This is a genomic window from Lentzea terrae, assembly GCF_003265345.1.
GTDB classification, from domain to species: Bacteria; Actinomycetota; Actinomycetes; order Mycobacteriales; family Pseudonocardiaceae; genus Lentzea; species Lentzea terrae.
Genome location: NZ_QFWW01000024.1, coordinates 160,604 through 184,423 on the forward strand (window position 1 = coordinate 160,604; position 23,820 = coordinate 184,423).

At 68.9% G+C, this 23,820-nt stretch carries 23 protein-coding genes; 12 read left to right on the forward strand and 11 right to left on the reverse strand.

Annotated features, from left to right (window positions below):
- Window positions 1-100 precede the first annotated feature (100 nt).
- Window positions 101-1,105 (forward strand): polyprenyl synthetase family protein, encoded by a 1,005-nt coding sequence (locus DI276_RS30390; RefSeq protein ID WP_112269600.1) that lies wholly within the window; start codon window positions 101-103, stop codon window positions 1,103-1,105.
- Here the strand turns inward: DI276_RS30390 and DI276_RS30395 are convergent.
- Window positions 1,011-1,862 carry an NAD-dependent epimerase/dehydratase family protein gene (locus tag DI276_RS30395; protein WP_112269602.1) on the reverse strand — a complete coding sequence of 284 codons (852 nt, stop codon included), beginning with the start codon at window positions 1,860-1,862 and terminating at the stop codon, window positions 1,011-1,013. The genes DI276_RS30390 and DI276_RS30395 overlap by 95 nt on opposite strands.
- A gap of 161 nt (window positions 1,863-2,023) precedes the next feature.
- Between DI276_RS30395 and DI276_RS30400 the strand changes: the two genes are divergently transcribed.
- The 3 genes from DI276_RS30400 to icmF all read left to right on the forward strand — a co-directional run bounded on the left by DI276_RS30400 (window position 2,024) and on the right by icmF (window position 9,749).
- Window positions 2,024-5,758 carry an nSTAND1 domain-containing NTPase gene (locus DI276_RS30400; RefSeq protein ID WP_198680996.1) on the forward strand — a complete coding sequence of 1,245 codons (3,735 nt, stop codon included), beginning with the start codon at window positions 2,024-2,026 and terminating at the stop codon, window positions 5,756-5,758.
- A gap of 87 nt (window positions 5,759-5,845) precedes the next feature.
- Window positions 5,846-6,379 (forward strand): hypothetical protein, encoded by a 534-nt coding sequence (locus DI276_RS30405; RefSeq protein WP_112269607.1) that lies wholly within the window; start codon window positions 5,846-5,848, stop codon window positions 6,377-6,379.
- Window positions 6,380-6,542: 163 nt separating this feature from the next.
- Window positions 6,543-9,749 carry a fused isobutyryl-CoA mutase/GTPase IcmF gene (icmF, locus tag DI276_RS30410; protein WP_112269609.1) on the forward strand — a complete coding sequence of 1,069 codons (3,207 nt, stop codon included), beginning with the start codon at window positions 6,543-6,545 and terminating at the stop codon, window positions 9,747-9,749.
- Here the strand turns inward: icmF and DI276_RS30415 are convergent, their stop codons facing one another.
- Both DI276_RS30415 and DI276_RS30420 read right to left on the reverse strand, forming a co-directional pair.
- A complete protein-coding gene (locus DI276_RS30415) occupies window positions 9,750-10,430 on the reverse strand; it encodes an MOSC domain-containing protein (RefSeq protein WP_112269612.1) in 681 nt (226 codons plus the stop codon).
- A gap of 4 nt (window positions 10,431-10,434) precedes the next feature.
- A complete protein-coding gene (locus tag DI276_RS30420; protein WP_232837026.1) occupies window positions 10,435-10,869 on the reverse strand; it encodes a nuclear transport factor 2 family protein in 435 nt (144 codons plus the stop codon).
- Between the two features lie 82 nt (window positions 10,870-10,951).
- Between DI276_RS30420 and DI276_RS30425 the strand changes: the two genes are divergently transcribed.
- The 3 genes from DI276_RS30425 (at window position 10,952) to DI276_RS30435 (ending at window position 13,657) form a co-directional block, all read left to right on the forward strand.
- Window positions 10,952-11,515 (forward strand): CGNR zinc finger domain-containing protein, encoded by a 564-nt coding sequence (locus tag DI276_RS30425; protein ID WP_112269614.1) that lies wholly within the window; start codon window positions 10,952-10,954, stop codon window positions 11,513-11,515.
- An 84-nt stretch (window positions 11,516-11,599) separates the two neighbouring features.
- A complete protein-coding gene (locus DI276_RS30430) occupies window positions 11,600-12,757 on the forward strand; it encodes a hypothetical protein (RefSeq protein ID WP_112269616.1) in 1,158 nt (385 codons plus the stop codon).
- Between the two features lie 225 nt (window positions 12,758-12,982).
- Window positions 12,983-13,657, forward strand: a complete 675-nt coding sequence (locus DI276_RS30435) for a family 16 glycoside hydrolase (RefSeq protein ID WP_232837027.1) — start codon at window positions 12,983-12,985, stop codon at window positions 13,655-13,657.
- Between the two features lie 66 nt (window positions 13,658-13,723).
- Here the strand turns inward: DI276_RS30435 and DI276_RS30440 are convergent, their stop codons facing one another.
- Window positions 13,724-14,374, reverse strand: a complete 651-nt coding sequence (locus tag DI276_RS30440; protein WP_112269620.1) for a hypothetical protein — start codon at window positions 14,372-14,374, stop codon at window positions 13,724-13,726.
- A gap of 157 nt (window positions 14,375-14,531) precedes the next feature.
- Here DI276_RS30440 and DI276_RS30445 point away from each other — a divergent pair, with 157 nt between their 5' ends.
- Window positions 14,532-16,106 (forward strand): sensor histidine kinase, encoded by a 1,575-nt coding sequence (locus DI276_RS30445; RefSeq protein ID WP_232837046.1) that lies wholly within the window; start codon window positions 14,532-14,534, stop codon window positions 16,104-16,106.
- Here DI276_RS30445 and DI276_RS30450 read toward each other — a convergent pair.
- From DI276_RS30450 to DI276_RS30460, 4 genes are all read right to left on the reverse strand, one after another.
- A complete protein-coding gene (locus tag DI276_RS30450; RefSeq protein ID WP_112269624.1) occupies window positions 16,099-16,962 on the reverse strand; it encodes a hypothetical protein in 864 nt (287 codons plus the stop codon). The two genes, DI276_RS30445 and DI276_RS30450, sit on opposite strands and share 8 nt — an antisense overlap.
- Window positions 16,959-17,474 carry an RNA polymerase sigma factor gene (locus tag DI276_RS30455; RefSeq protein WP_112269626.1) on the reverse strand — a complete coding sequence of 172 codons (516 nt, stop codon included), beginning with the start codon at window positions 17,472-17,474 and terminating at the stop codon, window positions 16,959-16,961. The genes DI276_RS30450 and DI276_RS30455 overlap by 4 nt, the downstream gene beginning before the upstream one ends.
- Window positions 17,467-17,610, reverse strand: a complete 144-nt coding sequence (locus DI276_RS50290; protein ID WP_157985039.1) for a hypothetical protein — start codon at window positions 17,608-17,610, stop codon at window positions 17,467-17,469. Before DI276_RS50290 ends, DI276_RS30455 begins: the two co-directional genes overlap by 8 nt.
- Before the next feature lie 62 nt (window positions 17,611-17,672).
- Window positions 17,673-18,323, reverse strand: coding sequence for a response regulator (locus tag DI276_RS30460; RefSeq protein WP_112269628.1), 651 nt, complete (start codon window positions 18,321-18,323; stop codon window positions 17,673-17,675).
- Between the two features lie 84 nt (window positions 18,324-18,407).
- Between DI276_RS30460 and DI276_RS30465 the strand changes: the two genes are divergently transcribed.
- Complete coding sequence (locus DI276_RS30465; protein WP_112269630.1) at window positions 18,408-19,211, forward strand: universal stress protein; 804 nt, start codon at window positions 18,408-18,410, stop codon at window positions 19,209-19,211.
- Here DI276_RS30465 and DI276_RS30470 read toward each other — a convergent pair.
- Window positions 19,198-19,755, reverse strand: a complete 558-nt coding sequence (locus tag DI276_RS30470; RefSeq protein ID WP_112269632.1) for a YceI family protein — start codon at window positions 19,753-19,755, stop codon at window positions 19,198-19,200. The two genes, DI276_RS30465 and DI276_RS30470, sit on opposite strands and share 14 nt — an antisense overlap.
- Before the next feature lie 94 nt (window positions 19,756-19,849).
- On the opposite strand from DI276_RS30470, the gene DI276_RS30475 reads away from it, so the two are divergent.
- Window positions 19,850-20,383, forward strand: a complete 534-nt coding sequence (locus tag DI276_RS30475) for a MarR family winged helix-turn-helix transcriptional regulator (RefSeq protein WP_112269634.1) — start codon at window positions 19,850-19,852, stop codon at window positions 20,381-20,383.
- Here DI276_RS30475 and DI276_RS30480 read toward each other — a convergent pair.
- Window positions 20,288-21,232 (reverse strand): helix-turn-helix domain-containing protein, encoded by a 945-nt coding sequence (locus DI276_RS30480; protein WP_112269636.1) that lies wholly within the window; start codon window positions 21,230-21,232, stop codon window positions 20,288-20,290. The two genes, DI276_RS30475 and DI276_RS30480, sit on opposite strands and share 96 nt — an antisense overlap.
- A gap of 70 nt (window positions 21,233-21,302) precedes the next feature.
- Here DI276_RS30480 and DI276_RS50295 point away from each other — a divergent pair, with 70 nt between their 5' ends.
- Window positions 21,303-21,452: a hypothetical protein gene (locus tag DI276_RS50295; RefSeq protein WP_157985040.1), complete on the forward strand. Its 150-nt coding sequence runs from the start codon at window positions 21,303-21,305 to the stop codon at window positions 21,450-21,452.
- Here the strand turns inward: DI276_RS50295 and DI276_RS30485 are convergent.
- Window positions 21,445-22,554 (reverse strand): citrate/2-methylcitrate synthase, encoded by a 1,110-nt coding sequence (locus tag DI276_RS30485; RefSeq protein ID WP_112269638.1) that lies wholly within the window; start codon window positions 22,552-22,554, stop codon window positions 21,445-21,447. The genes DI276_RS50295 and DI276_RS30485 overlap by 8 nt on opposite strands.
- A 42-nt stretch (window positions 22,555-22,596) precedes the next feature.
- Between DI276_RS30485 and DI276_RS30490 the strand changes: the two genes are divergently transcribed.
- The gene (locus DI276_RS30490) at window positions 22,597-23,718 is read left to right on the forward strand and encodes a citrate synthase (protein ID WP_112269997.1); all 1,122 of its coding nucleotides are present in this window, start codon (window positions 22,597-22,599) and stop codon (window positions 23,716-23,718) included.
- Window positions 23,719-23,820 lie beyond the last annotated feature (102 nt).

Genomic DNA, 23,820 nt, shown 5'->3' on the forward strand with positions numbered 1-23,820 from the left:
GTCAACATCAACCTAGTCGCGTTCGCTGGATCGTGCCTGCTTTCAACACGACGGTGGTAATCAGGCCGCTACGCCTGACCTGCAGGTTTAGCTTCCTCCTGTGACGAGCATCGAGGTGGTCGCGCCGCCGCAGGACGTGCTGGCCTGGAGCCGCGCCATGGTCGACGCACCGCGGAAAGCCGCGTTCGCCACGCTTCCGGACGAAACACGCGAGGTCGTGGAGTACCACCGCCCGGACTTCTCGACGGCCGCACTCGCGCTGCTCGCCGCGGACGCCATCGGCGACGCGACGCGGGCGATCCGCGTCGCGACCGCGCTCGAGCTCGCCGTCCAGCACGAACAGCTGCACGCCGACCTGATGACCCGCGCGGTCAGCAGGGGCCACCAGCCGAGCGCGTGGGTGGAGTTCGGCGACGACCGGGCCGTCTCCGCCGCGGACGCGCTCCTGACGCTCGCCTTCGCCCAGCTGACCAGGTCCGAGGTGATGGTCCTCAACGCGGCCTTGCTGTCCGTTGTGGACGGTTATGTCCAGGAAGTCGAGATGGACGAACGCGACGACATCGACATCGCCGAGTACCTGGGCGTGGCGGCGGCGAAGCACTCGGCGTTGACGGCGTGCGCGTGCGAGCTCGGCGCGCTCGCGGCGGGCGCGACGCGGAGCCAGGCCGACCACCTCAGGGAGTTCGGCGACGACGTCGGCCTCGCCCGCAAGCACGTGGACGACGTGCTGGCGATCTGGGCCGGCGCGACGGTCACCGGCAGGCCGCTCTACGACGACCTCGTGCACCGCCGCCGCACGCTGCCGGTGGTCGCGGCGATGGACGCCGGCACCGACGTCTACGCGAGCTCCGCGGCACCGCAGGAGCTCGCCGAGCTGATCGACCAGGCCGGCGGCCGGCAGTGGTGCGAGCAGCAGGCCGAACTGCTGCTCGCCCGCGCCCTCGGCCACCTCCGTCAGGCGGGACCGAGGACGCGGGCGGCGGACGAGCTGTCCGGGCTCGCCAGGGAGGTCACGACCGCCAGGTGTGCGCAGGCTCGAACCCCAGCACCCGTCGTGCCTTCTCAATCGACAGCAGAGTCTCGTGCGGACCGAACTCCCTCTTGATCGGCACGCCCGGATAGACCTTCGCGACCAGCTCGTCGTTCGGCGTCGTCATGCACGTGTCGGCGTTGGCGATGATGAACACGTCGAAGCCCGTCGCGTCGTGCAGTAGCGCCTTGCGCACGGCCTGCGCACCGTCCCGTGCGTCGATGTACGACCAGAGGTTCCACTTGCGCGCGAGCGGATCTGCGTCGAACGGGAAGCGCTCGTAGTCGTGCGGCTCCATGACGTTCGAGAACCGGAGCCCGATGATCTTCATGTCGGGCTCCCACCGGCAGAACTGCTGCGCCAGCGTCTCGTCCACCAGCTTGCCCAGCGAGTACGACGTTTCCGGCCGCCCCGCGTACTCCTCGTCGATGGGGATGTACGGCGGGGGAGTCTCGAACGGCAGGCCGAGCACCGTCTCGCTGGACGCCCACACGACGTTGCGCACCTTGGCGAGCCGTGCCGCGGCAAACACGTTGTACGTGCTGGTCACGTTGTTGTGGAACGTCTTGGCGTTGGGCGCCACACCCGGCCCCGGAATCGCCGCGAGGTGCACCACGGCGTGCAGCCCGGCGTACCTGTCGTCGATCCCGCTGATCGCTTCCACGACCTGGCCGTAGTCGGTCAGGTCGACGCGGGTGAACTCGCACCCCTGCGGCGCTGGGGGCGCGGCCTGGTCGAGGTTGTGGACCTCCCAGCCGTGCTCCAGCAGGTCGGCCACGACGGCCCGCCCGAGCTTGCCGCTGCCTCCGGTCACCACGACACGTTGAGTCATGAGTCAGATGCTGCCACAAGGCAGGAATGCCCTCGATTCCAATGTGCATGGCAATTGTTCAAGGCAACCTCAAATACCGATGCTGCGGTGGCCGGTTTCTCTCGAAGTCGATAAGGTCGCGGCAAGGGGAAATGAGGCAAAAGTGCTCACGGGGGGTCGAAATGCCTCGACCGGAACGACCGCTGAATGCTGCGCAGGACGCGGTGCAGAACTTCGCCGCCGAACTGCGCGAGCTCCGCCGTCGTGCGGGCGGACTGACCTACAGGCAGCTCGCGGAACGCAGTGGCTATGCCGTCTCTACCGTGGCCGAGGCCGCGGGAGGCCGGCGACTGCCCACTTTGGACGTGGCTCTCGCCTATGCCGTGGCGTGCGGAGGGGACGGCGCGGAATGGTCCCGGAAATGGCAGGCCGCGTCGCTTGCCGCCGCCGAGATGCGGAGTGCTCGCAGTGCGGATGCCGAAATCCGCGCGCCATATCGGGGGTTGAGCAGTTTCCGGCGGGAGGACGCCGATCTCTTCTTCGGCCGTGAGCGGCTCGTCGCCGACGTCGTCGAACGGATCTCGGCTCATCCCGTGACCGTGGTGCTCGGGCCGTCGGGCGCGGGGAAGAGCTCGTTGCTCGCCGCCGGTGTGCTGCCCGCCCTCACCGGTGAGCCGGCGAAGCTGAGGGCGGTCGTCCTGACTCCGGGCGTGCATCCGCGGGCGAGGCTGCTCGCGGAACTCGCCGTGCCGACGCTCGCTCAGGCGGTGGACGGTCTGCCGGACGACACCGCGTTGCTGGTCGTCGTCGACCAGTTCGAGGAGCTGTACACGCTGTGCGACGCGGGCGAGCGGAACCGGTTCATCGACGAGGTGCTCGCGCTGGCAGGCCGACGGTTCCGGCTGGTGCTGGGAGTGCGGGCCGACTTCTACGGCCGCTGCGCCGAACATCCCGGCCTGGTCGAGGCGCTGCGGGCGAACCAGGTGCTCGTCGGGCCGATGGAGCGCGAGGAGCTGTGCGCGGCCGTGAGCAAGCCGGCACTGGCGGTGGGACTGTCGGTGGAGCGGGCGTTGCTGGTCACGGTGGTCAACGAGGCGCAAGGACAGTCAGGCGTGCTGCCGCTGCTGTCGCACGCCCTGCTGGAAACGTGGCGAAGGCGCCGCGGCGAGGTGCTGACCGCGGCCGGTTTCACCGCGTCGGGCGGTATCAGCGCGGCGGTCGCGCGGACGGCGGAGGCGACCTTCGGCGAGTTCGGCGAAGCACAGCGCGGGCTGGCCGCTGAGCTGCTGCTGAGACTGCTCACCGTCGACGACACCGGGGCCGCCGTGCGCCGCCAGATCGACGTGGCCGAACTGCTCGGCGTGGCACCGGACGCGGCGGCGGTGATCGACCGGCTCGCCGACGCGAGGCTCGTCACCGTCGACCGGAACACGATCGAGATCGCGCACGACGCGGTGGTCACCGCCTGGCCGAGGCTGCGGGGATGGATCGACCACCACCGCGACGCGCTGCGCGTCCACCGGATGATCACCGAAGCGGCCAGGGCGTGGGTGGACGACCGGCGAGATCCCGCGGCGCTGGCGGCCGGCACCCGGCTGGAGCTGATGAGGTCCTACGCCGACAACGGGTCGGCGCCCGTCCGGCTCAGCGAGGTGGAGCAGGAGTTCGTCGAGGAGAGCAGCGCACGGGTCCGGTGGGCGGAGGCAGCGGCCAGGCGGCGGACCAGGCGGCTGCGCGCGGTGACCGCCGTCGCCGTCGTTTGCTCGCTCGTCGCGGGCCTGCTCGCCATCGTCGCGAGCAATGCCAGGGTCGACGCGCTGCACGCCCGCGACAACGCGTTGTCCCGGCAGGTCGCGCTGACCGCCGACAAACTGCGCGAGACGGCGCCCGAACTCGCGGCACAGCTGTCGATCGCCGGCTATCGGATCGCGCGGACCAACGAGGCGAGATCGGCGCTGATCGAGTCGTCCGGCACCCCGTTGCCGGCCCGCTACCTCGGTGGTCCCGGTCCGACCGCGCTGGACACCTCGGCCGACGGAGCTCTGGCGGTGGTCAGCAACGCGACCAACGGCGCGGTCCAACTGTTCACCAAGGCGGACGGCAGGCTGGTGCGGGCGGGGGTCATCAGGCCGCGGCAGGCGAAGGGCGTCGTGGTCTACGCGGTGGCCCTGTCACCGGACGGCAGGACACTCGCGATCGGCGACAAGGAATCGACCATCACCCTGTGGGACGTCTCCGACCCGCGTTCGCCCCACCAGTTCGCCGTGGAGATCGAGGCTCCCGGCGGGCCCGTCGAACGTCTCGACATCGACTCGAGCGGCGTCCAGCTCGCCGCCGCCGGCGGTGATCGGATCCTGCGATGGCACATCGGCGACCGGGCGAACCCGCGGCCGCTCACTCCACTGCCGGCCGCCGCGACCACCAAGACCGTCACCTACGGCACCGGAGGGCTGCTGGCTTTCGGCACCAAGGCCGGCACCGTGCACCTGTGGAACGCCGACGCGGACCGTGAGCTGGCGGTGCTGCAGGCCGGCGACCGGGTCGTCCCCGCGGTGTCCATCTCCCCGGATGGACGCACGCTCGTGGCCGGGTCGCACGACTACTCGCTCCGGGCTTGGGACATCACCACCGCGGCACCGATCAGGACACCTGTGAGCCTGTTCGACCTCAAGGTGACCACCACCGCGTTCAGCCCGGACGGCCGCTACCTGCTCGCCGGCAGCGCCGACACCACGATCCGCCTGCTGGACGCCACGACCTGGACGACCGTGCAAACCCTGCCGCACCCCGACATCGTCACCTGGGCGACGTTCACCGACGACGGCAAGGCGATCGCGTCCGTCGCGGCAGACGGCGCCCTGCGCGTGTGGGCGACGTCGACCACGCTGGCCCGGCACGCGGACGCGCCGATCTTCGACACGCCGTTCAGCGACGACGGCACGAGGCTCGCCGTCTTCACCGAGGCCGACGTCGCTCTGTGGGACACCTCGGACCCGGCCGGCACCGAACCCCTGGTCACCGGACTCACCGCGGCCGGCGCAACGCTCAGCGGCGCCGGCGACCTGTCGGGCAGCGGAAACCTGCTGGCCGTGGGCACGACCGGTGGCGAGGTCCACCTGATCGACGTCACGGATCCCACCCGCCCGCGCCCGCGGCCCCGGCTCGGTGGATCCCGCGACGAGGTGATGGCCGTGGCGTTCAGCCCGGACGGCAAGCTGCTCGCGGCCGCCGGACGGGACAGGGCGATCCGCATCTGGGACGTCACCTCGTCGCGGGATCCACGACTCACCACGGTGCTCGACGCCCCGCGCGACATCGTGCTGGACCTCGACTGGCACCGGTCCGGCACGATGCTGGCCGCGGCGAGCGGGGACAGCGACGTGTACCTGTTCGACCTGACCGGAACACCCGGCCTGCGGGCGCGGCTCGAGGGCCTGGACAGCTACGTCTTCAGCGCCACGTTCAACCCCGCGGGCGACGTGCTGGCGGTCGCCGGCGTCGACTGCGTCGTGGTCCTGTGGGACGTCAGCGACCCGGCCGCGCCCCGGCGGATCGGCGAGCCCGTCACCGGCCCCACCGGACGGATCTTCGAACTCTCCTTCCACCCGCGCGGCGACCTGCTCGCGGCCGGCGTCATCGACGGCTCCACCTGGTTGTGGAACGTCGCCGACCCGGCGCGCCCCACCCGTGTCGCCGTGCTGTCCGCCGCCGGCTCGTCGCTGAGCACCGCGGTGTTCCGGCCGGTCGGTGACCTGCTGGTGGCCGGGGGCAGCGATCGCCGGCTCCGCACGTGGCAGACCGACGAGGACACCGTGATCGCCGCCATCTGCTCCGGCAGCGGTGACCCGATCACCGAGCGGGAGTGGACCAAGTACCTGCCGGGGGTCGCGTACTCGACGCCGTGCCCGACGGACTGACCAGGGGTTGTTCGCGGCCCGGGTTGTCCACGGGCTGGGTTTTTCGGGCCTGGTGCGGGTTATCGGACAACGTCGATCTCCGTAGACATGGACGGGCAAACCCGTTCCACCAAGGGGGATCTGATGTTGAAACGAACGTTCGCGTTGCTGATGGCGGTGGGCGTGGCCGCCCTGTTCGGCCTGCTGAGTCCCGGTGCGGCGGTGGCAGCCTCGGATGTGCCGCCCGACCCTGCCATGCGCACCGTGCTCCCCGCCGCCGACATCGGCGCGGCCGCCTCGCCGAAGTGCTCGGCTACGTACAGCCACGGCAAGATCCGCTACCAGGTGTGCATTCGCTACAACTGCGACAGCGCGTCGTGCTGGGTCCGCGGATACTTCGGTCTGATCAACACAGCGACGGGGCCGCGCAACGTCAACTGGTGGCTCTTCGCCACCTACGCCGATGCTCCCGATGGCAATGGCAGGGTCTCGCTCGCGGCGGGCGAGCAGAAGACGACCTTTGCCCCTCTGCCCGGCTGGCACGGGCCCTGCGACGTCTGGTTCAGGGAAGGGCTTGAGATCAACTACGACGGCACGAAGAGCCCGAGGATCTATGTCGAGGAATTCCTGCCGTGTGTGTGACCGCGCGGTAGCCCGGGCGGGCAGCGGGCCGCGTGAGGGGTCGGCCCGCTGTCCACCCGGACTCCAGCCGCACGGACGACGCTGTGAGCTGGGTTCCTGCACGATTCAGAGACGTGAACCACGCTCGGTTGCACGTCCAATAGTAGGAAGTCAAACTATTCTCATGGCGACCTCACTGCACCGGCCGGCGAACCCGGTCCGCTTCGTGACCGCGTCCAGCCTGTTCGACGGCCACGACGCGGCGATCAACATCATGCGGCGGATTCTGCAGGCGCAGGGTGCGGAGGTCATCCACCTCGGCCACAACCGGTCGGTCGCGGAGGTCGTCAACGCCGCGATCCAGGAGGACGTCCAGGGCGTCGCCATCAGCGCCTACCAGGGTGGGCACGTCGAGTACTTCTCGTACCTGGTCGAACTGCTCAACGAGCGCGGTGCGGGGCACATCAGGGTCTACGGCGGCGGTGGCGGCGTCATCGTGCCGGAGGAGATCGAGCTGCTGCACTCGCGCGGGGTTGCGCGGATCTTCTCGCCGCACGACGGGCAGACGCTCGGCCTCGCGCGCATGATCAACCTGATGATCGAGGAGTGCGACCACGCGCTCACCGCGCCGTTCAGCCACGACGCACTGCTCACCGGCGCCGACGAGGCCCTTGCGCGGGCGATCACGCACATCGAGGCCGGCACCGCACAGCCCATCGACACCACTCGCAAGGTGCCGGTGCTCGGCATCACCGGCACCGGTGGCTCCGGCAAGTCGTCGCTGACGGACGAGCTGGTGCGTCGGTTCCGGCTCGACCAGCAGGACAAGCTGCGCATCGCCGTGCTCGCGGTCGACCCGACGCGTCGCCGTGGTGGTGGCGCGTTGCTGGGTGACCGGATCCGGATGAACTGCCTCGACGGTGACCGCGTGTTCTTCCGTTCGCTGGCCACGCGCCGTGCGGGCAGTGAGATTCCGGACGGCCTGGAGCAGGCCATCACGGCGTGCAAGGCGTCCGGTGCGGACCTGGTCATCGTCGAGACGCCCGGTATCGGGCAGGGCGACGCGGCCATCGTGCCGTTCGTGGACTTCTCGCTGTACGTGATGACGCCGGAGTTCGGCGCCGCGTCGCAGCTCGAGAAGATCGACATGCTCGACTTCGCGGACGCCGTGGCGATCAACAAGTTCGAGCGCCGGGGTGCCGAGGACGCACGCCGTGATGTTGCGCGACAGATGGTGCGCAACCGCGAGGCGTTCGGCGCCAAGTGGGAGGACATGCCGGTGTTCGGCACGTCCGCCGCGACGTTCAACGACGACGGCGTGACCGCTCTGTACCAGTTCCTGCGTGACGGCCTGAAAGAACACGGCCTCCAGACAGAAGATGGCTCTCTCGCGGTCGTCAACGGCAAGACGTCGACGTCGGCGTCCACGGTCGTGCCTGCCTCCCGCGCGCGGTACCTGTCCGACATCGCCGACACCGTTCGTGGCTACCACCGCAAGACCGACGAGCAGGTCGCGGCGGTCCGCACGCACACCCAGCTCACCGCGGCGCGGAAGGCTCTCGAAGCGGCGAAGAAGGACGTGCAGGACATCGCCGAGCTCGCGGACCAAGCCGAGCGCGAGGTCGACCGCGACACGGCCGAGCTGCTGACCGAGTGGCCGAAGACGCGCGAGCAGTACAGCGGCGACGAGCTCGTGTTCAAGGTGCGGGACAAGGAGATCCACACCAAGCTGACGCGGGAGACGTTGTCCGGCAACCAGGTCCGCCGGGTCAGCCTGCCGCGCCACGACGACGAGGGCTCGCTGCTGCGGTTCCTGCGCAAGGAGAACCTGCCGGGCTTCTTCCCGTACACCGCGGGCGTTTTCCCGTTCAAGCGCGAGGGCGAGGACCCGGCGCGCATGTTCGCGGGCGAGGGTGACGCGTTCCGCACCAACCGCCGCTTCAAGTACCTGTCGAAGGGCAACCCGGCCACCCGCCTGTCGACCGCGTTCGACTCGGTGACGCTCTACGGCCGCGACCCCGACACCCCGCCGGACGTCTACGGCAAGATCGGCACGTCCGGCGTCTCCATCGCGTCGCTGGACGACATGAAGGCGTTGTACGACGGCTTCGACCTCGTCGCGCCAACGACTTCCGTGTCGATGACGATCAACGGCCCGGCGCCGACGATCCTCGCGTACTTCCTGAACACCGTGATCGACCAGCAGGTCGACAAGTTCCGCGCCGAGCACGACCGCGAGCCGGACGCCTCCGAGTACGAGCAGCTGCGCAGGTACGCGCTGGCCAACGTCCGCGGCACGGTGCAGGCCGACATCCTCAAGGAGGACCAGGGCCAGAACACCTGCATCTTCTCCACGGAGTTCTCGCTGCGCATGATGGCGGACATCCAGGAGTGGTTCATCCAGCAGCAGGTGCGCAACTTCTACTCGGTGTCGATCTCCGGCTACCACATCGCCGAGGCCGGCGCGAACCCCATCAGCCAGCTCGCCTTCACGCTCGCCAACGGGTTCACCTACGTCGAGTCGTACCTGGCGCGCGGCATGAACATCGACGACTTCGCGCCGAACCTGTCGTTCTTCTTCTCCAACGGCATGGACGCCGAGTACAGCGTCATCGGCCGCGTGGCACGCCGGATCTGGGCCGTGGCCATGCGCGACCGCTACGGCGCTCAGGAGCGTTCGCAGAAGTTCAAGTACCACGTGCAGACCTCCGGCCGTTCGCTGCACGCGCAGGAGATGGACTTCAACGACATCCGCACCACGCTGCAGGCGCTCTGCGCGTTGTACGACAACTGCAACTCCTTGCACACCAACGCATACGACGAGGCGATCACCACTCCCACGGAGTCGTCCGTCCGCCGCGCGATGGCCATCCAGATGATCATCAACAAGGAGTGGGGCCTGTCCGCGAACGAGAACCCGCTGCAGGGCTCGTTCGTCATCGACGAGCTGACCGACCTGGTCGAAGAGGCCGTGCTGATGGAGTTCGACCGCATCTCCGAACGCGGCGGCGTGCTCGGCGCGATGGAGACCGGCTACCAGCGCGGCCGCATCCAGGACGAGTCGATGCTCTACGAACAGCGCAAGCACGACGGCTCGCTGCCGTTGATCGGCGTCAACACCTTCCTTCCCGAGGGCGGGGAGCGGGAGATCGTGAAGATCGAGCTCGCCCGCGCCACGGAGGAGGAGAAGTCCTCCCAGGTGGAGCGGACCCGCGCCTACCAGGCCGCGCACCGCGACGAGGCCCAGAAGGCCCTCGCCCGGCTGCGTGAGGTGGCGCAGACGCACGAGAACGTCTTCGCCGTGCTGATGGACGCCGCTCGGGTGTGCACGCTGGGGCAGATCACCGAGGCGTTCTTCGAGGTGGGCGGGCAGTACCGCCGCAACATCTGATCAGACCGCGTAGGGCCGGCCGACGATCCACCCGCCGACGTGCTCGGGCAGTTCGTCGGTCGGCACCACCTCGACGTGGTCGCCGACCCGCACCACCCCCGGCTGGACCACCCAGCTGTCCAGGCACAGCACCCCGCCGAACTCGTGCCGGATCCTGCGGTGCACGTCCAGGTCCTGTGCCCCGGTGTCGGGATCGATCGTCGTGACCACACACCGGGCGCGCTGCTTGAACATCCCGATCACCACGTCACCGACCACCAGCGCGTGCCCCGGCCAGCCCTCCTCCGCGCCGGGTTCGACACCACCGATGAGGATGTTGGGCCGCAACCGCCGCACGTCGACCCCGGCGGCCTCCACCTGGCCGTCCGTGGCCACGAGGACGTTCAGCACGTCGAAGCGCTCCGGCCCGGTGTAGCGGGTCAGGCGGCCGCCGTGCGGGAGCACCAGGGCGTGTGCTTCCCAGCTGTCCCAAGGATGTCCGTCCACCAGCGGGCCGTCCGGGCCGGTGGTCGCCGGGATCGTGAGCAGGCCGTAGCGGGTGCGTCCGGTCAGCACCCCGCGCGGCCCCTGGACGTGCACGAGCCGGTCGCCCGCCACGCCGTCGGAGGTGAACTCGGCTTCCTGGAGCGGTTCGCCGGCAAGCGACTTCACCGGGTAGCGCCACAGCGCTTCGACGTGCATCTCGTTACTCCGTTGGGATGTCGTAGGTCGAGTCGGGGTCGATGCGACGCTGGGACTCCGCGATCCGCACGTCGTTGATGCTCGCCTCACGCCGCGACATGAGGCCCGACTCCGCGAACTCCCAGTTCTCGTTGCCGTAGCTGCGCCACCACTGGCCTTCAGCGTCGTGCCACTCGTACTGGAAGCGCACGGCGATGCGGTTGTCGCCGAACGCCCAGAGCGACTTGCGCAGCACGTACTCGTGCTCGCGCTCCCACTTGCGGGTGAGGAACCCGACGATCTCCTCGGTGCCCCGGACGAACTCGGACCTGTTGCGCCACACCGAATCCGGGGTGTAGGCGGCGGCGACGCGCTGCGGGTCGCGGGTGTTCCAGGCGTCCTGGGCGGCCCGCACCTTCAGGCGGGCCGTGTCGGCGTCGAACGGGGGGACGAGGTTCACGGGCAGTCCTTCCAATGGTTGGGTGGCGCTGCAAACGTTAGAACGAGTGTCTAACGGATGCAAGTGTGTGTTACCGTTAGACGTGCTGACGCCCGACGAGCCCCGTCCGGTCCTGCTGATGAACACCGTCTGGGCCAACCGGTCGCAGATCCACGACGACCTGACCACGGTCAGTGGGCTCCGCGACTTCCTCGGCGTGCCGGCCGATCAGGGCGACCTCGAGGCCTTTCGCGCGCTGCGCCAGGCCCTCAGAGACCTGGCCGGGGTGCTCACCGAAGACACGCGTGCGGTCGCGCAAAATCGTGACCTGGAGCGTGCGGCGGCCGAGGTCAACCGTGCGGCGCGCAGTGCGCGGCAGTGGCCGCAGCTGGCCGTGCGGGACGGGGAACTGTTGCGGGACAACGAAAGTGAGGGACCGCTCGCGGTTCAGGCACTCGCCTCGATCGCCGCGGAGGCCGTGGAGCTGTTCACCGGCGAGAACCGCGTGCTGTTGCGCGCCTGTTATGCACCGGGCTGCGTGCTGTACTTCGTGAAGGACCACCCGCGCCGCGAATGGTGCTCGCCAGGTTGCGGCAACAGGGTCCGCGCGGCCCGACACTACCGGCGCAATCGGGGTGAATCGCCTGGTCCGAACGGGTTTTCCTGATCGCCAGGGCTAACCATGAGCCGTCCGCGTTCCGATAACCGGAGAACAGTAGGGCGCGCTTTTTGTGTGTGGTGGTGATCCGCGATGTCCCGAGAATCCGTGCCAGGCCACGACATCAGCTATCACCTCGTCTGCTTCGACGAGACCGGCAACGAGCGGGGGCGCGAGAGCGCGGACGTCCTGTACGACGCCCGCCGCGGTGTCACCGACGTGTTCTTCTTCATCCACGGGTGGAACGGCGACGTGCCCGCCGCCCGTCAGCAGTACGGGCAGTGGGTCAGGACGATGGCCGACTGCCGAGCCGAACGCGAGGCGGCGCACCGGCTTCCCGGCGGCTTCAAGGCGTTGCTGATCGGCCTGCACTGGCCGTCGAAGGCCTGGGGCGACGAGGACGTGCGGTCCGACGAGTTCATCAAGGCACAGGCCCAGCGCCTCGGCGGAGGCGCCGGCCGCACCGCCGCGGTGCGCACGATCGTGCAGGCCGCGCGCGAACACCCGTGCCGGATGTCGGCCGCGGTCAAGCAGGCCTACGACTACCTGGAGAGCTCGGTCCCCGACCTGCCGGGCGAGGACGGCATGCCGTTCGACGCCGAGCAGCTCTACCGGGCGTGCCTGGAAGACCCGGCACTGGGCGGAATCCTGTCGCCGTTGCGAATCCTGACGTTCTGGAAGATGAAGCGCCGCGCCAAGGTGTTCGGCGAGAGCGGCGCCGCGCGCATCGCCCGTGACGTGGCCCAGGCCGCACCTGCCGCGCGCATCCACCTGATGGGCCACAGCTTCGGCTGCATCACGGCGACCGCGATGGCGAACGTCGTGCCGGCCGCGACGCTGACCCTGGTGCAGGGCGCGATGTCGCTGTGGTCGTTCGCGGAACGGCTGCCCGGCGAACCGGGCTCCGGCTACTTCCGCGGCGTGCTCGGCCGCGTACCGGGCCCGATCATCGTCACCACGTCCGCGCACGACCACGCGATCGGCCGGTTCTACCCGCTGGCCGCGCGGTCCGGTCGTCAGGTCGACCTGGACGAGTACCCGAAGTACGGCGGCATCGGCTCGCACGGCGTGCAGGGCACCTATGTGCACGGGCACAACATCGGATCTCCCGGCGAGCTGTTGCGGGGTCAGGTGCACAACGTCGACTGCACGTCGGTGATCCGGCGGATCGACGGAATCGCCGGTGCGCACAACGACATCTGCCACCCGGAACTGGCTCGACTGCTGTGGAAGGCGGTGCTCGCGACGTGACCACAATCCTCGCCGGTCTCCTTCACGCCCAGCAGTGCGATGCACCCGCCTGGGCGTGAAGGAGGCCGGCAAGGGTTAGTGATCACGCCGCGGCCCGATAGGGTTTGTCCGTTTTCAGAAACACGCCTTGCCGTTGACTGCTCCGATGACCCGGTTCTACGGTGGTCGCACCGTCGCTGCCGAAAACCTCGGAGCCGAGGACGGTAAGAGATGTTTCGTCGTCCATTGTGGATAGTCGCTGCCTTCGTGCTGGCGCTCGTCGCGGGCATGACCCCGGCGCGGGCCGCAGATCCCGTGCTGGTGCCCATCTTCGACGGCAAGACGCTCGACGGGTGGACCGCGCACGCGAAGGGCGCGTTCGTGGTGAAGAACGGCGCGATCCACAGCCAGAAAGACGCCTCGCGCGGCTGGATCTACTACAACAAGCAGCAGTACAAGAGTTTCCGCTGGATCTTCAAGCTGCGCCAGGTCTCCGGCAACCACAAGCCGACCGTGCTGATCTGGGGCAAGATCCAGACGCCGCCGCTGAACGGCCTCGGCGCCATCCAGTTCCAGCCACCGAACGGCGGCGCGTGGGACTACCGGCCCGGCCACAACAACGGCGGCAAGGGACTCTTCACGAAGTACCCGCACCCGAACTGGGACGTGAAGAAGTGGGCGCAGTGCGAGATCCTCGCCAACGGTGAGACCGGCATCGCGCGCATGGCCTGCTGCCCGTTGCCCGACGGCGCGACCAAGTGCAAGGCACAGGAAGTCCTGAAGTTCGAGGACAAGAAGGAACCCGCCGGCCGCGAGGCGCCGCTCGCGATCCAGATCCACAACAAGGGCATCGAGGACGAGTACAAGGACCTCGTGGTCGAGTCGCCAGTCGCGGACCCGACGAAGTTCATCACCACCTAGTGGTGCGCCGGGCCCGTCCCGCGCCGCGTGTCAGCTGACCCCCGCGCGACGTGGGACGGACCCGGTCTACCCCGCACCCAGCCGCAGGACCATCTGCGGCACCAGCGTGTTGCCGAGGCACGGGCGCAGGTCCGCGCGCAACGCGGACAGGCTGATCGGGTCCAGTGCGGGGCGGACGGCGATCCCGACCGTCCCCGCCGTGAGAACGACGCGCTGCATCGCTTGCCCCGCACGGATTTCCGCCGCGGCCCCCTGGTTGAACATGCACAGCACCAGCTCGGTGCCGCCCTTCACGTGCAGCCACGCGCGTTCCACTTCGGCCGCACGGGACAGCAACCCGCGCCACGAGGCCAGTTCGGGGAACGTCGTCCACGTGCGACGGTTCGTGCGCAACGCGTGCAGCAACGCCAGCACGTCCGGGTTCGGCTCCTGGTAACCACCGAGCCGCACCGCCGCGGCCGCGTCGTTGGCGCTCGGGCCGGGGAGTAACGTCACCAGTGGACGGATGCCGTGTCCCTGCAACGCCAGCCGCACGTTGAGCAGCGCGACACCGCAGGCGATCCGCAGCTCCCTGCTGTGCGGGGTGGTGGTGTGCAGCTCGATCTGTTCGGGACGCACCTCGAAGCGCACGCCGGGCGCCGAGGCTCTCGCGAGCGCAACGACGCCGCGCACGTCCTCACTCGCGAGTCCGAGTGCGTCCGGCACGGCGATGGTCATGCTCACACTCTCAGGCTGGCGGCGGCGGGCGGCCACGGTCGAAGGTCCTCACTTGGTAGGGCCGTGCGTTGGGCGAAAGTATGCGAACCTAATCGGCGTGTCTGACGTGCCTGATCGCCGAGGCCTCGACGAGCTGCTCGACGAGGTGCGAGATCGCATGGACGAGATCGTGACCACGCGCGACCACATGCAGGAGCTGCTCGGCGCCGTCCTCGCCGTCGCGTCCGGGCTGGAGCTCGACTCGACGCTGCAGCGCATCGTCCAGGCGGCGGTGGACCTCGTCGGCGCCCGCTACGGCGCGCTCGGCGTCCTCGGCACGCGCGACGACCTGTCCGAGTTCGTGTACGTGGGCGTGGACGAACGCACCCGCGCCTCGATGGGCCACCTGCCGGAGGGCAAGGGCCTGCTCGGCCTGCTGATCAAGGACCCGACCCCGCTGCGGTTGCGTGACCTATCGCAGCACGACATGTCGGTCGGCTTCCCGCCGAACCACCCGCCGATGCACAGCTTCCTCGGCGTGCCCGTGCGCGTGCGCGACGAGGTGTTCGGCAACCTCTACATGACCGAGAAGATCGACGCCGCCGAGTTCACCGCCGACGACGAGGCCGTGCTGCAAGCGCTTGCCGCGGCCGCCGGCATCGCGATCGAGAACGCCAGGCTCTTCGAGCGCTCCCGGATGCGCGAGCGGTGGCTGGAGGCGATCGGCGAGGTCAACTCCGAACTCCTCGGCGGCGCGTCCGGCGAGTACGCGCTGCGCCTGATCACCCAGCGCACCGTCGAACTGGCCGGCGCCGACTCCGCGCTGGTCGTGCTCGGCGACGGCCAGCACACCCCGCTGTCCGTGGCGGCGAGCGCGGGCGTGAAGATCGACAACTTCAACGCCGCCGACCACGCCGTCGACGAGGTCATCCGCTCCGGCATCCCCCTGCTGGTGGACGACCCGGGCTCCGGCTTCGGCCCGGCACTGGCCGTCCCGCTGCGTTCCGGCGCGGGCGTCACGGGCGCCCTGGTCGTGCTGCGCCGCGGTGGCGAGACGCGCTTCCTGCCCGACCAGGTGCCGATGCTGGCGTCGTTCGCGGACCAGGCGGCCGTCGCCCTGGAATTCGCCGAGCAGCAACGCTCGCAGCGCCTGCTCGACGTGCTGGAGGACCGCGACCGCATCGCCCGCGACCTGCACGACCACGTCATCCAACGGCTGTTCGTCACCGGCCTGACCCTGCAAGCCACCATGCGCCGCATCACCGAGCCCGAGGTGGCCGCCCGCCTGCAGACCGCCGTCGAGCAGCTGGACGAGACCGTCCGCGAGATCCGCACGTCCATCTTCGACCTGCACTCGACGGACAACACCTCGTTGCGGCGCCGGCTGCTCGACCTGGTGGCCGGCCTGACCGAGTCAACGCACCTGTCGCCGGCCGTGCGCATGTCCGGCACCGTCGACAACTCGGTGCCGCCCGAACTCGCCGAACACGTCGAGGCTGTCGTCCGGGAGGCCGTCACGAACGCCGTGCGGCACGCCTCCGCCACGGAGCTGACCGTGCTGATCGACGCCGGTGAGGACGTCGTGATCACGGTGCAGGACAACGGGATCGGCATCCCGGCGGAGGCTTCGCGCAGCGGACTGCGCAACCTGGCGAGTCGTGCCGCGAAGTTCGGGGGGACGTTCGCGGTGCGCGGGACCGAGGGTGGCGGCGCGTGCGTGGTGTGGCGGGTTCCGCTGCCGGTCGTCACGTAGGCAACCAGCTCCCCGCCTTTCCCGGACGGATCTCGAAGACGTCGTCCGTGATGGGAACCGAGTTGTCGCGCACCCACGCCTCCCAGTCTTCCGGCCAGCGCGTGTCCGACGACCAGCGCACCCCGTCGAGCGAAAGGCCAGCGAGGTCTGCCGAGGTGAGGTCGGCTCCGACCACGCTCGTCAGCGCCGACACCAGTTGGCTGAGCGGCCCCAGCAAAGCGCCCGCGAAAGCGACGTCGACGAGTCCGCTGTGCACCCGTTGAGCAAGGGCGGAGCCGTGTGCCCGGCGGTCGATCTCCCTGAGCAGGTTCGCATGCCTCTCGGCGAAGCCTTGGTTGAGCGTAAGAGCATGCCGGCGGGCTTCGACGATGGTTAGCGAGTGCCCGAGCGTGTCCAGGAACGCGTGCGCGAACTGGTGGAGCTGTGTGCCCTGGAGGCCGGCGACTTCGAGTCCGTGTACGAGCCTCCAGAGCTCCGGTTGAGCCGAGCTGCGGAACTTGCGGCCGCTCTTGAAGGAGAAGGCCTTGACAGTGAGATCACGGACGGTCGGGATCAGCGTGGTGAGGGCGTACGCCTCGGTGGGGAGGCTCACCGACAGCCACGAACGGGCAGCCAGTCGCTCGGCGGCGGGACGTGCGGCGAGTTCATCGGCGAAGGCGGCAAGACGCTCGAGTGGTGCCAGCGGCGGGGGCTGCACCACGTCTGCGAGGCCAGCCGCGAGGTCCAGCGCGTCGGCGAGCCCGGCCACCAGTTCGGCGTGAGCGCGGGACAGCGTGGCGTCCGCGAGGCCGCGTTCGAGGTCGAGCACGTCGTCAAGCGAAGTGAGCAGCGCGGCCAGCTGCTGGTCGATGTTCATCGGTCACCTCGCGCACTGAGGGCCTGGCGGGCCTTCGCCAGGCTGGACCGCACCGCCTCAGGCGTGATGCCGAGCTCGTCCGCGATCTCCGTCGGCCGGAACCCGGACAACGTCCACGCCATGACCTGCTGTTGCCGCGGCGGCAGCACCGCGAGAGCGGTCAGGAGGTCCTGTTGCTGCTCCCAGTTCTCGATGTCACCGCACAGCGGCAGTGCCGGTTCGGGAGGAACAGCGACCACGTCCTCCACCGCCGCGAACTGCCTGCGCCCGAACGTCTTCGACGCCACCCGGTAAGCCCAAGCTCGGTGGTGGTCGATTCGGTCCCATGACCGGTAGGCCTCGATCATCGTGTCCTGGACGATGTCGGTGGCTTCGACCAGAGAAGCGCCGTGCATCAGCACAAATGCGGTCAGGGGCTTGAAGTTGGTCCGGTAGAAGGCCGCGAACTCATCCGTTGACTCCGAACCCGCGCGCACCTGCGGGGTGGTGCGCGCGGGTTTGTCGTCAGACATCGCCGTCCCGCGTGATGCGCACGCGCAGGTGGATCACCTGCCGTCGCCGCTTCTGTCTTGCTCGCACAGCCAGCGCCACGACCGCCAGCACCTGGCTGCCGAGCCCGCCCATCAACACGATCACCGCGGGGTCCATGGGGAGAAGGGGCGCCGCAGCGGCCGAACGTGAACCACGAGACAGAGGTTCACTCGAATGAGCTAGCGGGGCTTGTCGCCGTCCTTGCGGAACTGGGAGGCGAACACCGCGGCCTGGGTGCGGCGTTGCATGCCGAGCTTCGCCAGCAGGTGCGAGACGTAGTTCTTGACCGTCTTCTCGGCCAGGAACATGCGCTCGGCGATCTGCCGGTTCGTCAGGCCCTCGCCGATCAGGTCGAGGACCGTGCGCTCCTGCTCGCTGAGCATGCGCAGCGGGTCGCCTTCCTCGCGTTCGCGGCGGATGCGGTTCAGCAGGGCGGACGTGGTGCGGGCGTCCAGGAGGGACTGGCCGGCGGCTACCGTGCGGACCGCGTTGACCAGGTCGGCGCCCAGGATCTGCTTCAGCACGAAACCGGAAGCGCCGGCCATGATCGCGTCGAACAGGGCCTCGTCGTCCGCGAAGCTCGTCAGCATCAGGCATTGCAGGCCGGGGATGCGGCTGCGCAGCTCGCGGCACAGCTCGATGCCGTTGCCGTCGGGGAGTCTGATGTCGAGCACCGCCACGTCGGCCTCGGCGGTCGGCATCTTGGCCAGGGCCTCCGCGACCGACGCGGCGTCGCCGACCACCTCGAGGTCGGACTCCTCGCCGAGCAGGTCCGCTATGCCGCGGCGGACGATCTCGTGGTCATCGACGAGGAAAACACGCGTCGCCATTCGTGACACGGTAGCCCAAAGACCCTGCAAGGAGGGGACCAACGACACGCGGCTCGCTGCGACGATCGGGCCTACTTTGGGATCATGAGCGCACTGCCTGTGGTGGTCGGTGTCGACGGGTCTTCGTCCGCGCTCGCGGCGGTGGCGTGGGCCGCTCGCGCGTGTGTGCTGCACGACGCGCCGTTGCGGCTGGTGCACGCGTACACGTTGCCGACGCGCGGGTATCCCGAGGTCATCTCGTCGGCGCGTGAGTTGCGGTCGGCCATGTACGACCAGGGGCGGATGTGGCTCTCTCAGGCTGTTGCCGTCGCACGGGCAGAGGCGCCTGACGTGTCGGTGGAGCACGACCTACGGATGGAACATCCCACGCCCGTGTTGCTCGCGGAGTCGGCACGCGCGCGGGAAGTGGTGTTGGGGTCGCACGGGCTGGGCGGGTTCACCGGAGCGTTAGTGGGCTCAACGGCTGTTTCACTGTCTAACCATGGTGAGTGCCCTGTTGTGGTCGTGAGAGGCAATCACCATGAGGGGCCCGTGGTGGTGGGCGTCGATCTCTCGCCAGAGTCAGACCCGGCGATCGGCTTCGGGTTCGAGGAGGCCGCCGCAAGAGAGGTGCCGCTGGTGGCGGCGATGGCACACCACGACGAGCAGTCTGCGCTGCTGAACACGCGAATGTCCGGGTGGCTGGAGAAGTACCCGGACGTCGCGGTGGAACAGCTGGTGGTGCGGGAGCGGCCGATTCCGTTGCTGCTGGAACTCGGGGAACGGGCCGGGCTTCTCGTGGTCGGTGCACGGGGGCGTGGCGGATTCGCCGGGATGCTGCTCGGGTCTACCTCGCAGGCCCTGATCTACCACGCCCCGTGCCCGGTGGCCGTCGTCAGGCCTGCTTGATCGCCGAGATCTCGAACTCGAGCACGACCTTCTCGCTCACCAGGACGCCGCCGGTCTCGAGCGCGGCGTTCCAGGTCACGCCGTAGTCCTTGCGGTTGATGGTGTGCGAGCCCTCGAAGCCCACGCGGGTGTTGCCGAACGGGTCGACGGCCACGCCCTCGAAGGCGAACGGGATGGTGATGCTCTTGGTGACGTCCTTGATGGTGAGGTCGCCGGTGATCTCGAAGTTGTCCTCGTCGACCTGCTTCGCGGAGGTCGAGACGAACTTGATCTCCGGGTAGGTCTCGACGGCGAGGAAGTCGTTGGTGGTCAGGTGACCGTCGCGCTGCGCGTTGCGCGTGTCGATGCTCGCGACCTTCAGGGTCACCTCGGCGGTGGTGTTCTCCGGCTTGTCACCGTCGATCGAGATCTTGCCGTCGAACTCGTTGAACGCACCGCGAACCTTGGTGACCATCGCGTGGCGCGCGACGAAGCCGATGCGGGAGTGCGAGGCGTCGATGACGTAGGCGCCGGTCAGTTCGGAGAGGTTGGTGGCGGTGGTCATGGTGCTCAGTCCTTCGGTTGCTCGATTTGGTTGAAGTGTCATCCACCTTGCCTGAACCTGGATGATGTGTCAACTATTCCCGTATGCTGAGCAGGTGACACGATGGCTGGAACCCGAGCAGCAGCGGGCGTGGCGTGCCTACGTCCGCATGCAGGGGGAACTCAATGCGCACCTGAGCAGGCAGATGTCGGTCGACTCGGAGATCTCGATGACCGACTTCGCCGTGCTGGTGCAGCTCACCGACACGCCTGACGAACGCGTGCGCGTGCTGGAGCTCGCGCGGTTCCTGCACTGGGAGAAGAGTCGCATCTCACATCACGTGGCCCGGATGGAGAAGCGCGGCCTGGTGCGCAGGGAGAACTGCCGCAGTGACGGGCGCGGGTCGTTCGTCGTGCTGACCGACCTGGGCCGGTCCGCGATCGAGGCGGCCGCGCCCGCGCATGCCGAGACCGTGCGCGCGCTGGTGTTCGACCAGCTCTCCGACGCCGAGGTGAAGGCGCTGGAGGAGATCTCGGAGAAGATCTTCACGCGCCTAACGACAGGCGAATGTGCGGCGGTAATCGCTCGGTGCGACGCCGACGACCCGATGGAAGTGGTGTCGGAGGAGGGCGGCTGTCCCGAAGCCTGACCTGGCGGCGACGGCGTCGACGTCCAGGTCGGTCTCTTCAAGCAGCCTGCGCGCGTGCAGCACTCGTTGGAGTGAAAGCCACTTGTTCGGCGTGGTGCCGGTCTCCGCGACGAACTTCCGCGCGAACGTCCGTTCCGACATGACGGCCAGCTTCGCCATGGACGCCACAGTGTGGTTGTCCGCGATCGTGTCGAGCACCGTCTCCAGCACCGGTTCGAGGCTGTCTGAGCTGCACTCGGGGATCGGGAGGTCCACGAACTGCCGCTGACCGCCGTCGCGTTGCGGCGCCACGACCATCCGGCGGGCGATGATGTTGGCGATCTTCGTGCCGAGCTCCCTGCGGACCAGGTGCAGGCAGGCGTCGATGCCCGCGGCGGTGCCGGCGCTGGTGATGATGTTGCCGTCGTCCACGAACAGCACGTCCGGGTCCAGGTGGGCCTTCGGGAACCTGGCTGTGAACTCCCTCGTCTCGCGCCAGTGCGTGGTGCAGCGGCGGTCGTCGAGCAGGCCGGCCGCGCCGAGGATGAACGCCCCGTTGCACACGCTCAGCAGGGTCGCGTCGGTCTCCTGGACGGTCTTGAGCAGCTTCTCCGGGTAAACGTCCCGGATCCGCGCCGCCGGGAGGGCGACCAGATCGACGTCCAGCAGCGCGTCGAACCCGTACTCCGGCGTGATGCTGACGCCTCGAATGCTCGTCGGCACCGGCTGGTTGGGGAGCTCGCCGCACACGCGGAAGTCGATCAGAGGCACGCCCTCCTCGGTCCGGTCGACGCCGAACACCTCGCAGAGCAGGCCGAACTCGAACGGCGCGACGCCGTCGATGAGCGGAACCGCCACCGATCGCAGCATGGCAGGATTTTATCGCGCCTCGTCAGATCTGCCACTGTTGGCGGGATTTTGCTGGGCGCAAACTTTACGCATGACACTTGCAGCGATCGTCCTAGTCCTGGCAGTCATCTCCGTCTGGCTCGACCGCCACCGCGACCGCAACGCCGGTCTGGCCGGCTCGTCCGACGTCAACGACCGTGACCGCATCCGCGTGCGCGACGACCTGCGGTACCTCACTTGATGAGGGGTGCCGGCCCCGTGTACCGGGCGACCGGGCGGATGATCTTCGTGTCCTCGGACTGCTCGAGCGCGTTGGCACACCACCCGATCACCCGGCTGCACGCGAACGTCGGCGTGAACATCTCGCGCGGAATCCCGCACTGCTCCATCACCACGCCGGCGTAGAACTCCACGTTCGCGTACAGCTGCCGGCCGGGCTTCAGCTCGGCCAGCAGTTCGGTGACCCTGCGCTCGACCGTGACCGCGAACTCGGTCAGCGGGGTCGGCTGCTCCAGTGCGATCTCCTTGAGCAGGCGCGCCCGCGGGTCCTCCGTCTTGTAGACGGCGTGGCCGAACCCCATGATCCGGTCGCCCTGCTCGATCCGTTCGCGGACCCACGGGTCGATGTTGTCCGGCGTGCCGATGAGGTCCAACGCCTCCAACGCCCGGTCGGGTGCGCCACCGTGCAGAGGCCCGGAGAACGTCCCGATCGCCGCCGTCACCGCCGACACGACGTCCGCACCCGCTGACGCGACAACGCGCGCGGTGAACGTTGACGCGTTGAAGCCGTGGTCGATCGTGGCGATCAAGTACTGCTCGACGGCGCGGCTCGTCCATGTTGACGGCTCCCGTCCAGTCAACATGTACAACCAGTTCGCCGACGTTGACAAATCAACCCTGGGGTTGACGGGATCAAGTCCGAGCTTGAGTCGATGCAGTGCCGCCAGGATCGTCGGCGTCATCGCGCTGACCCTGAGCGCGTCCGCCTTCCTGCTGCTCATCGGCGCGTCCCACATCGGTTGCGCCGGCAGCATCGACAGCGCGGTGCGCAGCCCGGCCAGCGCCGTGCACCCCGACCGCGCGATCGCCGGCAGCACGTCGCTGATAGTCGCTGGTAGTTGCCTCAACGCTGCGGCTTGCGCGGCGAACAGCGCGGCCTCTTCGGCGTTCGGCAGCCGGCCCTCGACGAACAGGAACCAGACGTCCTCGAACGTCCGCGTCCTGGCCAGCTCGATCGCGTCGTGCTCGCGGTAGTGGTAGTAGCCCGCGGCCCCGTTCACGTCCCCGATCAGGGTCGTGGTGACGACGACGTCTTTAAGCCCTTTGGGTGCATCAATCAACATGTACAACAGGCTCCGTCAACATGTCATGTACAGTCAATGTTGATGGAATCAATGTTGACGACGAATCAAGCTGCCCGCCGCCTGGGCGTCAAACCGGCGACGGTGTACGCCTACGTCAGCCGCGGCCTCCTGACCAGCGAAAAGCTGAACAGGCAAAGCATGTTCGACGTCGCCGAGGTGGAAGCCCTGGCGCAACGCACTGGTGCGCGCGGAGCAGTGGCGGCTGTGACCGATCGCATCCGCACCCGCATCTCGCTGCTGGAGCACGACCGCCTCTACTACCGCGGCCGCTCGGTGACGGAGCTTTCGGCTTCCAAGCGCTTCGAGGACGTGGCGCACTGGCTGTGGACGTCGGTCGACACCGTCGGCCTGCAGTTCCCCGAGGGCCAGGAGATCTGGATGGCTCTCCCGGACAGCGCCACCCTCACCGACCGCATCCGCGTGGCCGTCGCTCTGGCCAGCGCCGGCGACCCCTTGCGGTTCGACCTCGAGCGGTCCGTGTCCACGGCCAAGGCCCTGATCGCCGACGTCGTCGAGTCGCTGCCGCTGGTGGGCAAGCCGCAGGGCACCGACATCGCCGACCGGCTGTGGGCCCGGCTGTCCCCGCTGCCGCCTCAGCCGGAAATCTTGAACGCGGCCTTGATCCTGCTGGCCGACCACGACCTCGCCGTCTCGACGATGGCTGCTCGTGTGGCGGCTTCGGCCCGTGCGCATCCATACGCCGTGGTGTCGGCCGGGTTGGGCGCGATGGAGGGCCAGAAGCACGGCACCGCCACGACGCTTGCGCACCGGTTCCTGGCGCAGGCCGAGGCCGACCCGATGGGCGCGGTGGCCGAGCGCTTGCGGACCGGCCAGCGCATTCCCGGCTTCGGGCACCGCATCTACCAGGCGCGGGATCCGCGCGCCGAGCACCTGCTGTCGCAGTTGCGCCCGCATGGCTCGCTGGTGGCGGACCGGATCATCGAGACGCAGCCGCTGACGTTCCCGAACATCGACCTCGCGCTGGCGCAGCTGGGTCTGACGTTCCAGATGCCGCCGGACGCCGGGGAGGCGATCTTCGCCATCGCCCGGATCGTGGGGTGGATCGCGCACGCGATGGAGGAGTACCAGGAGCCGGGGCTGCGGTTCCGCGCGCTGGGCGTCTACACGGGGGATCGGCCGTAGCGCGGAGTGGGGTTCGGGTGGTGGGACGCGGATCCCAGGGATTGCGGTACCGGGACGTAGAGCGCCGCGAACGGCCGCTGGCGTTCCTGCAGCGGGAAGCGG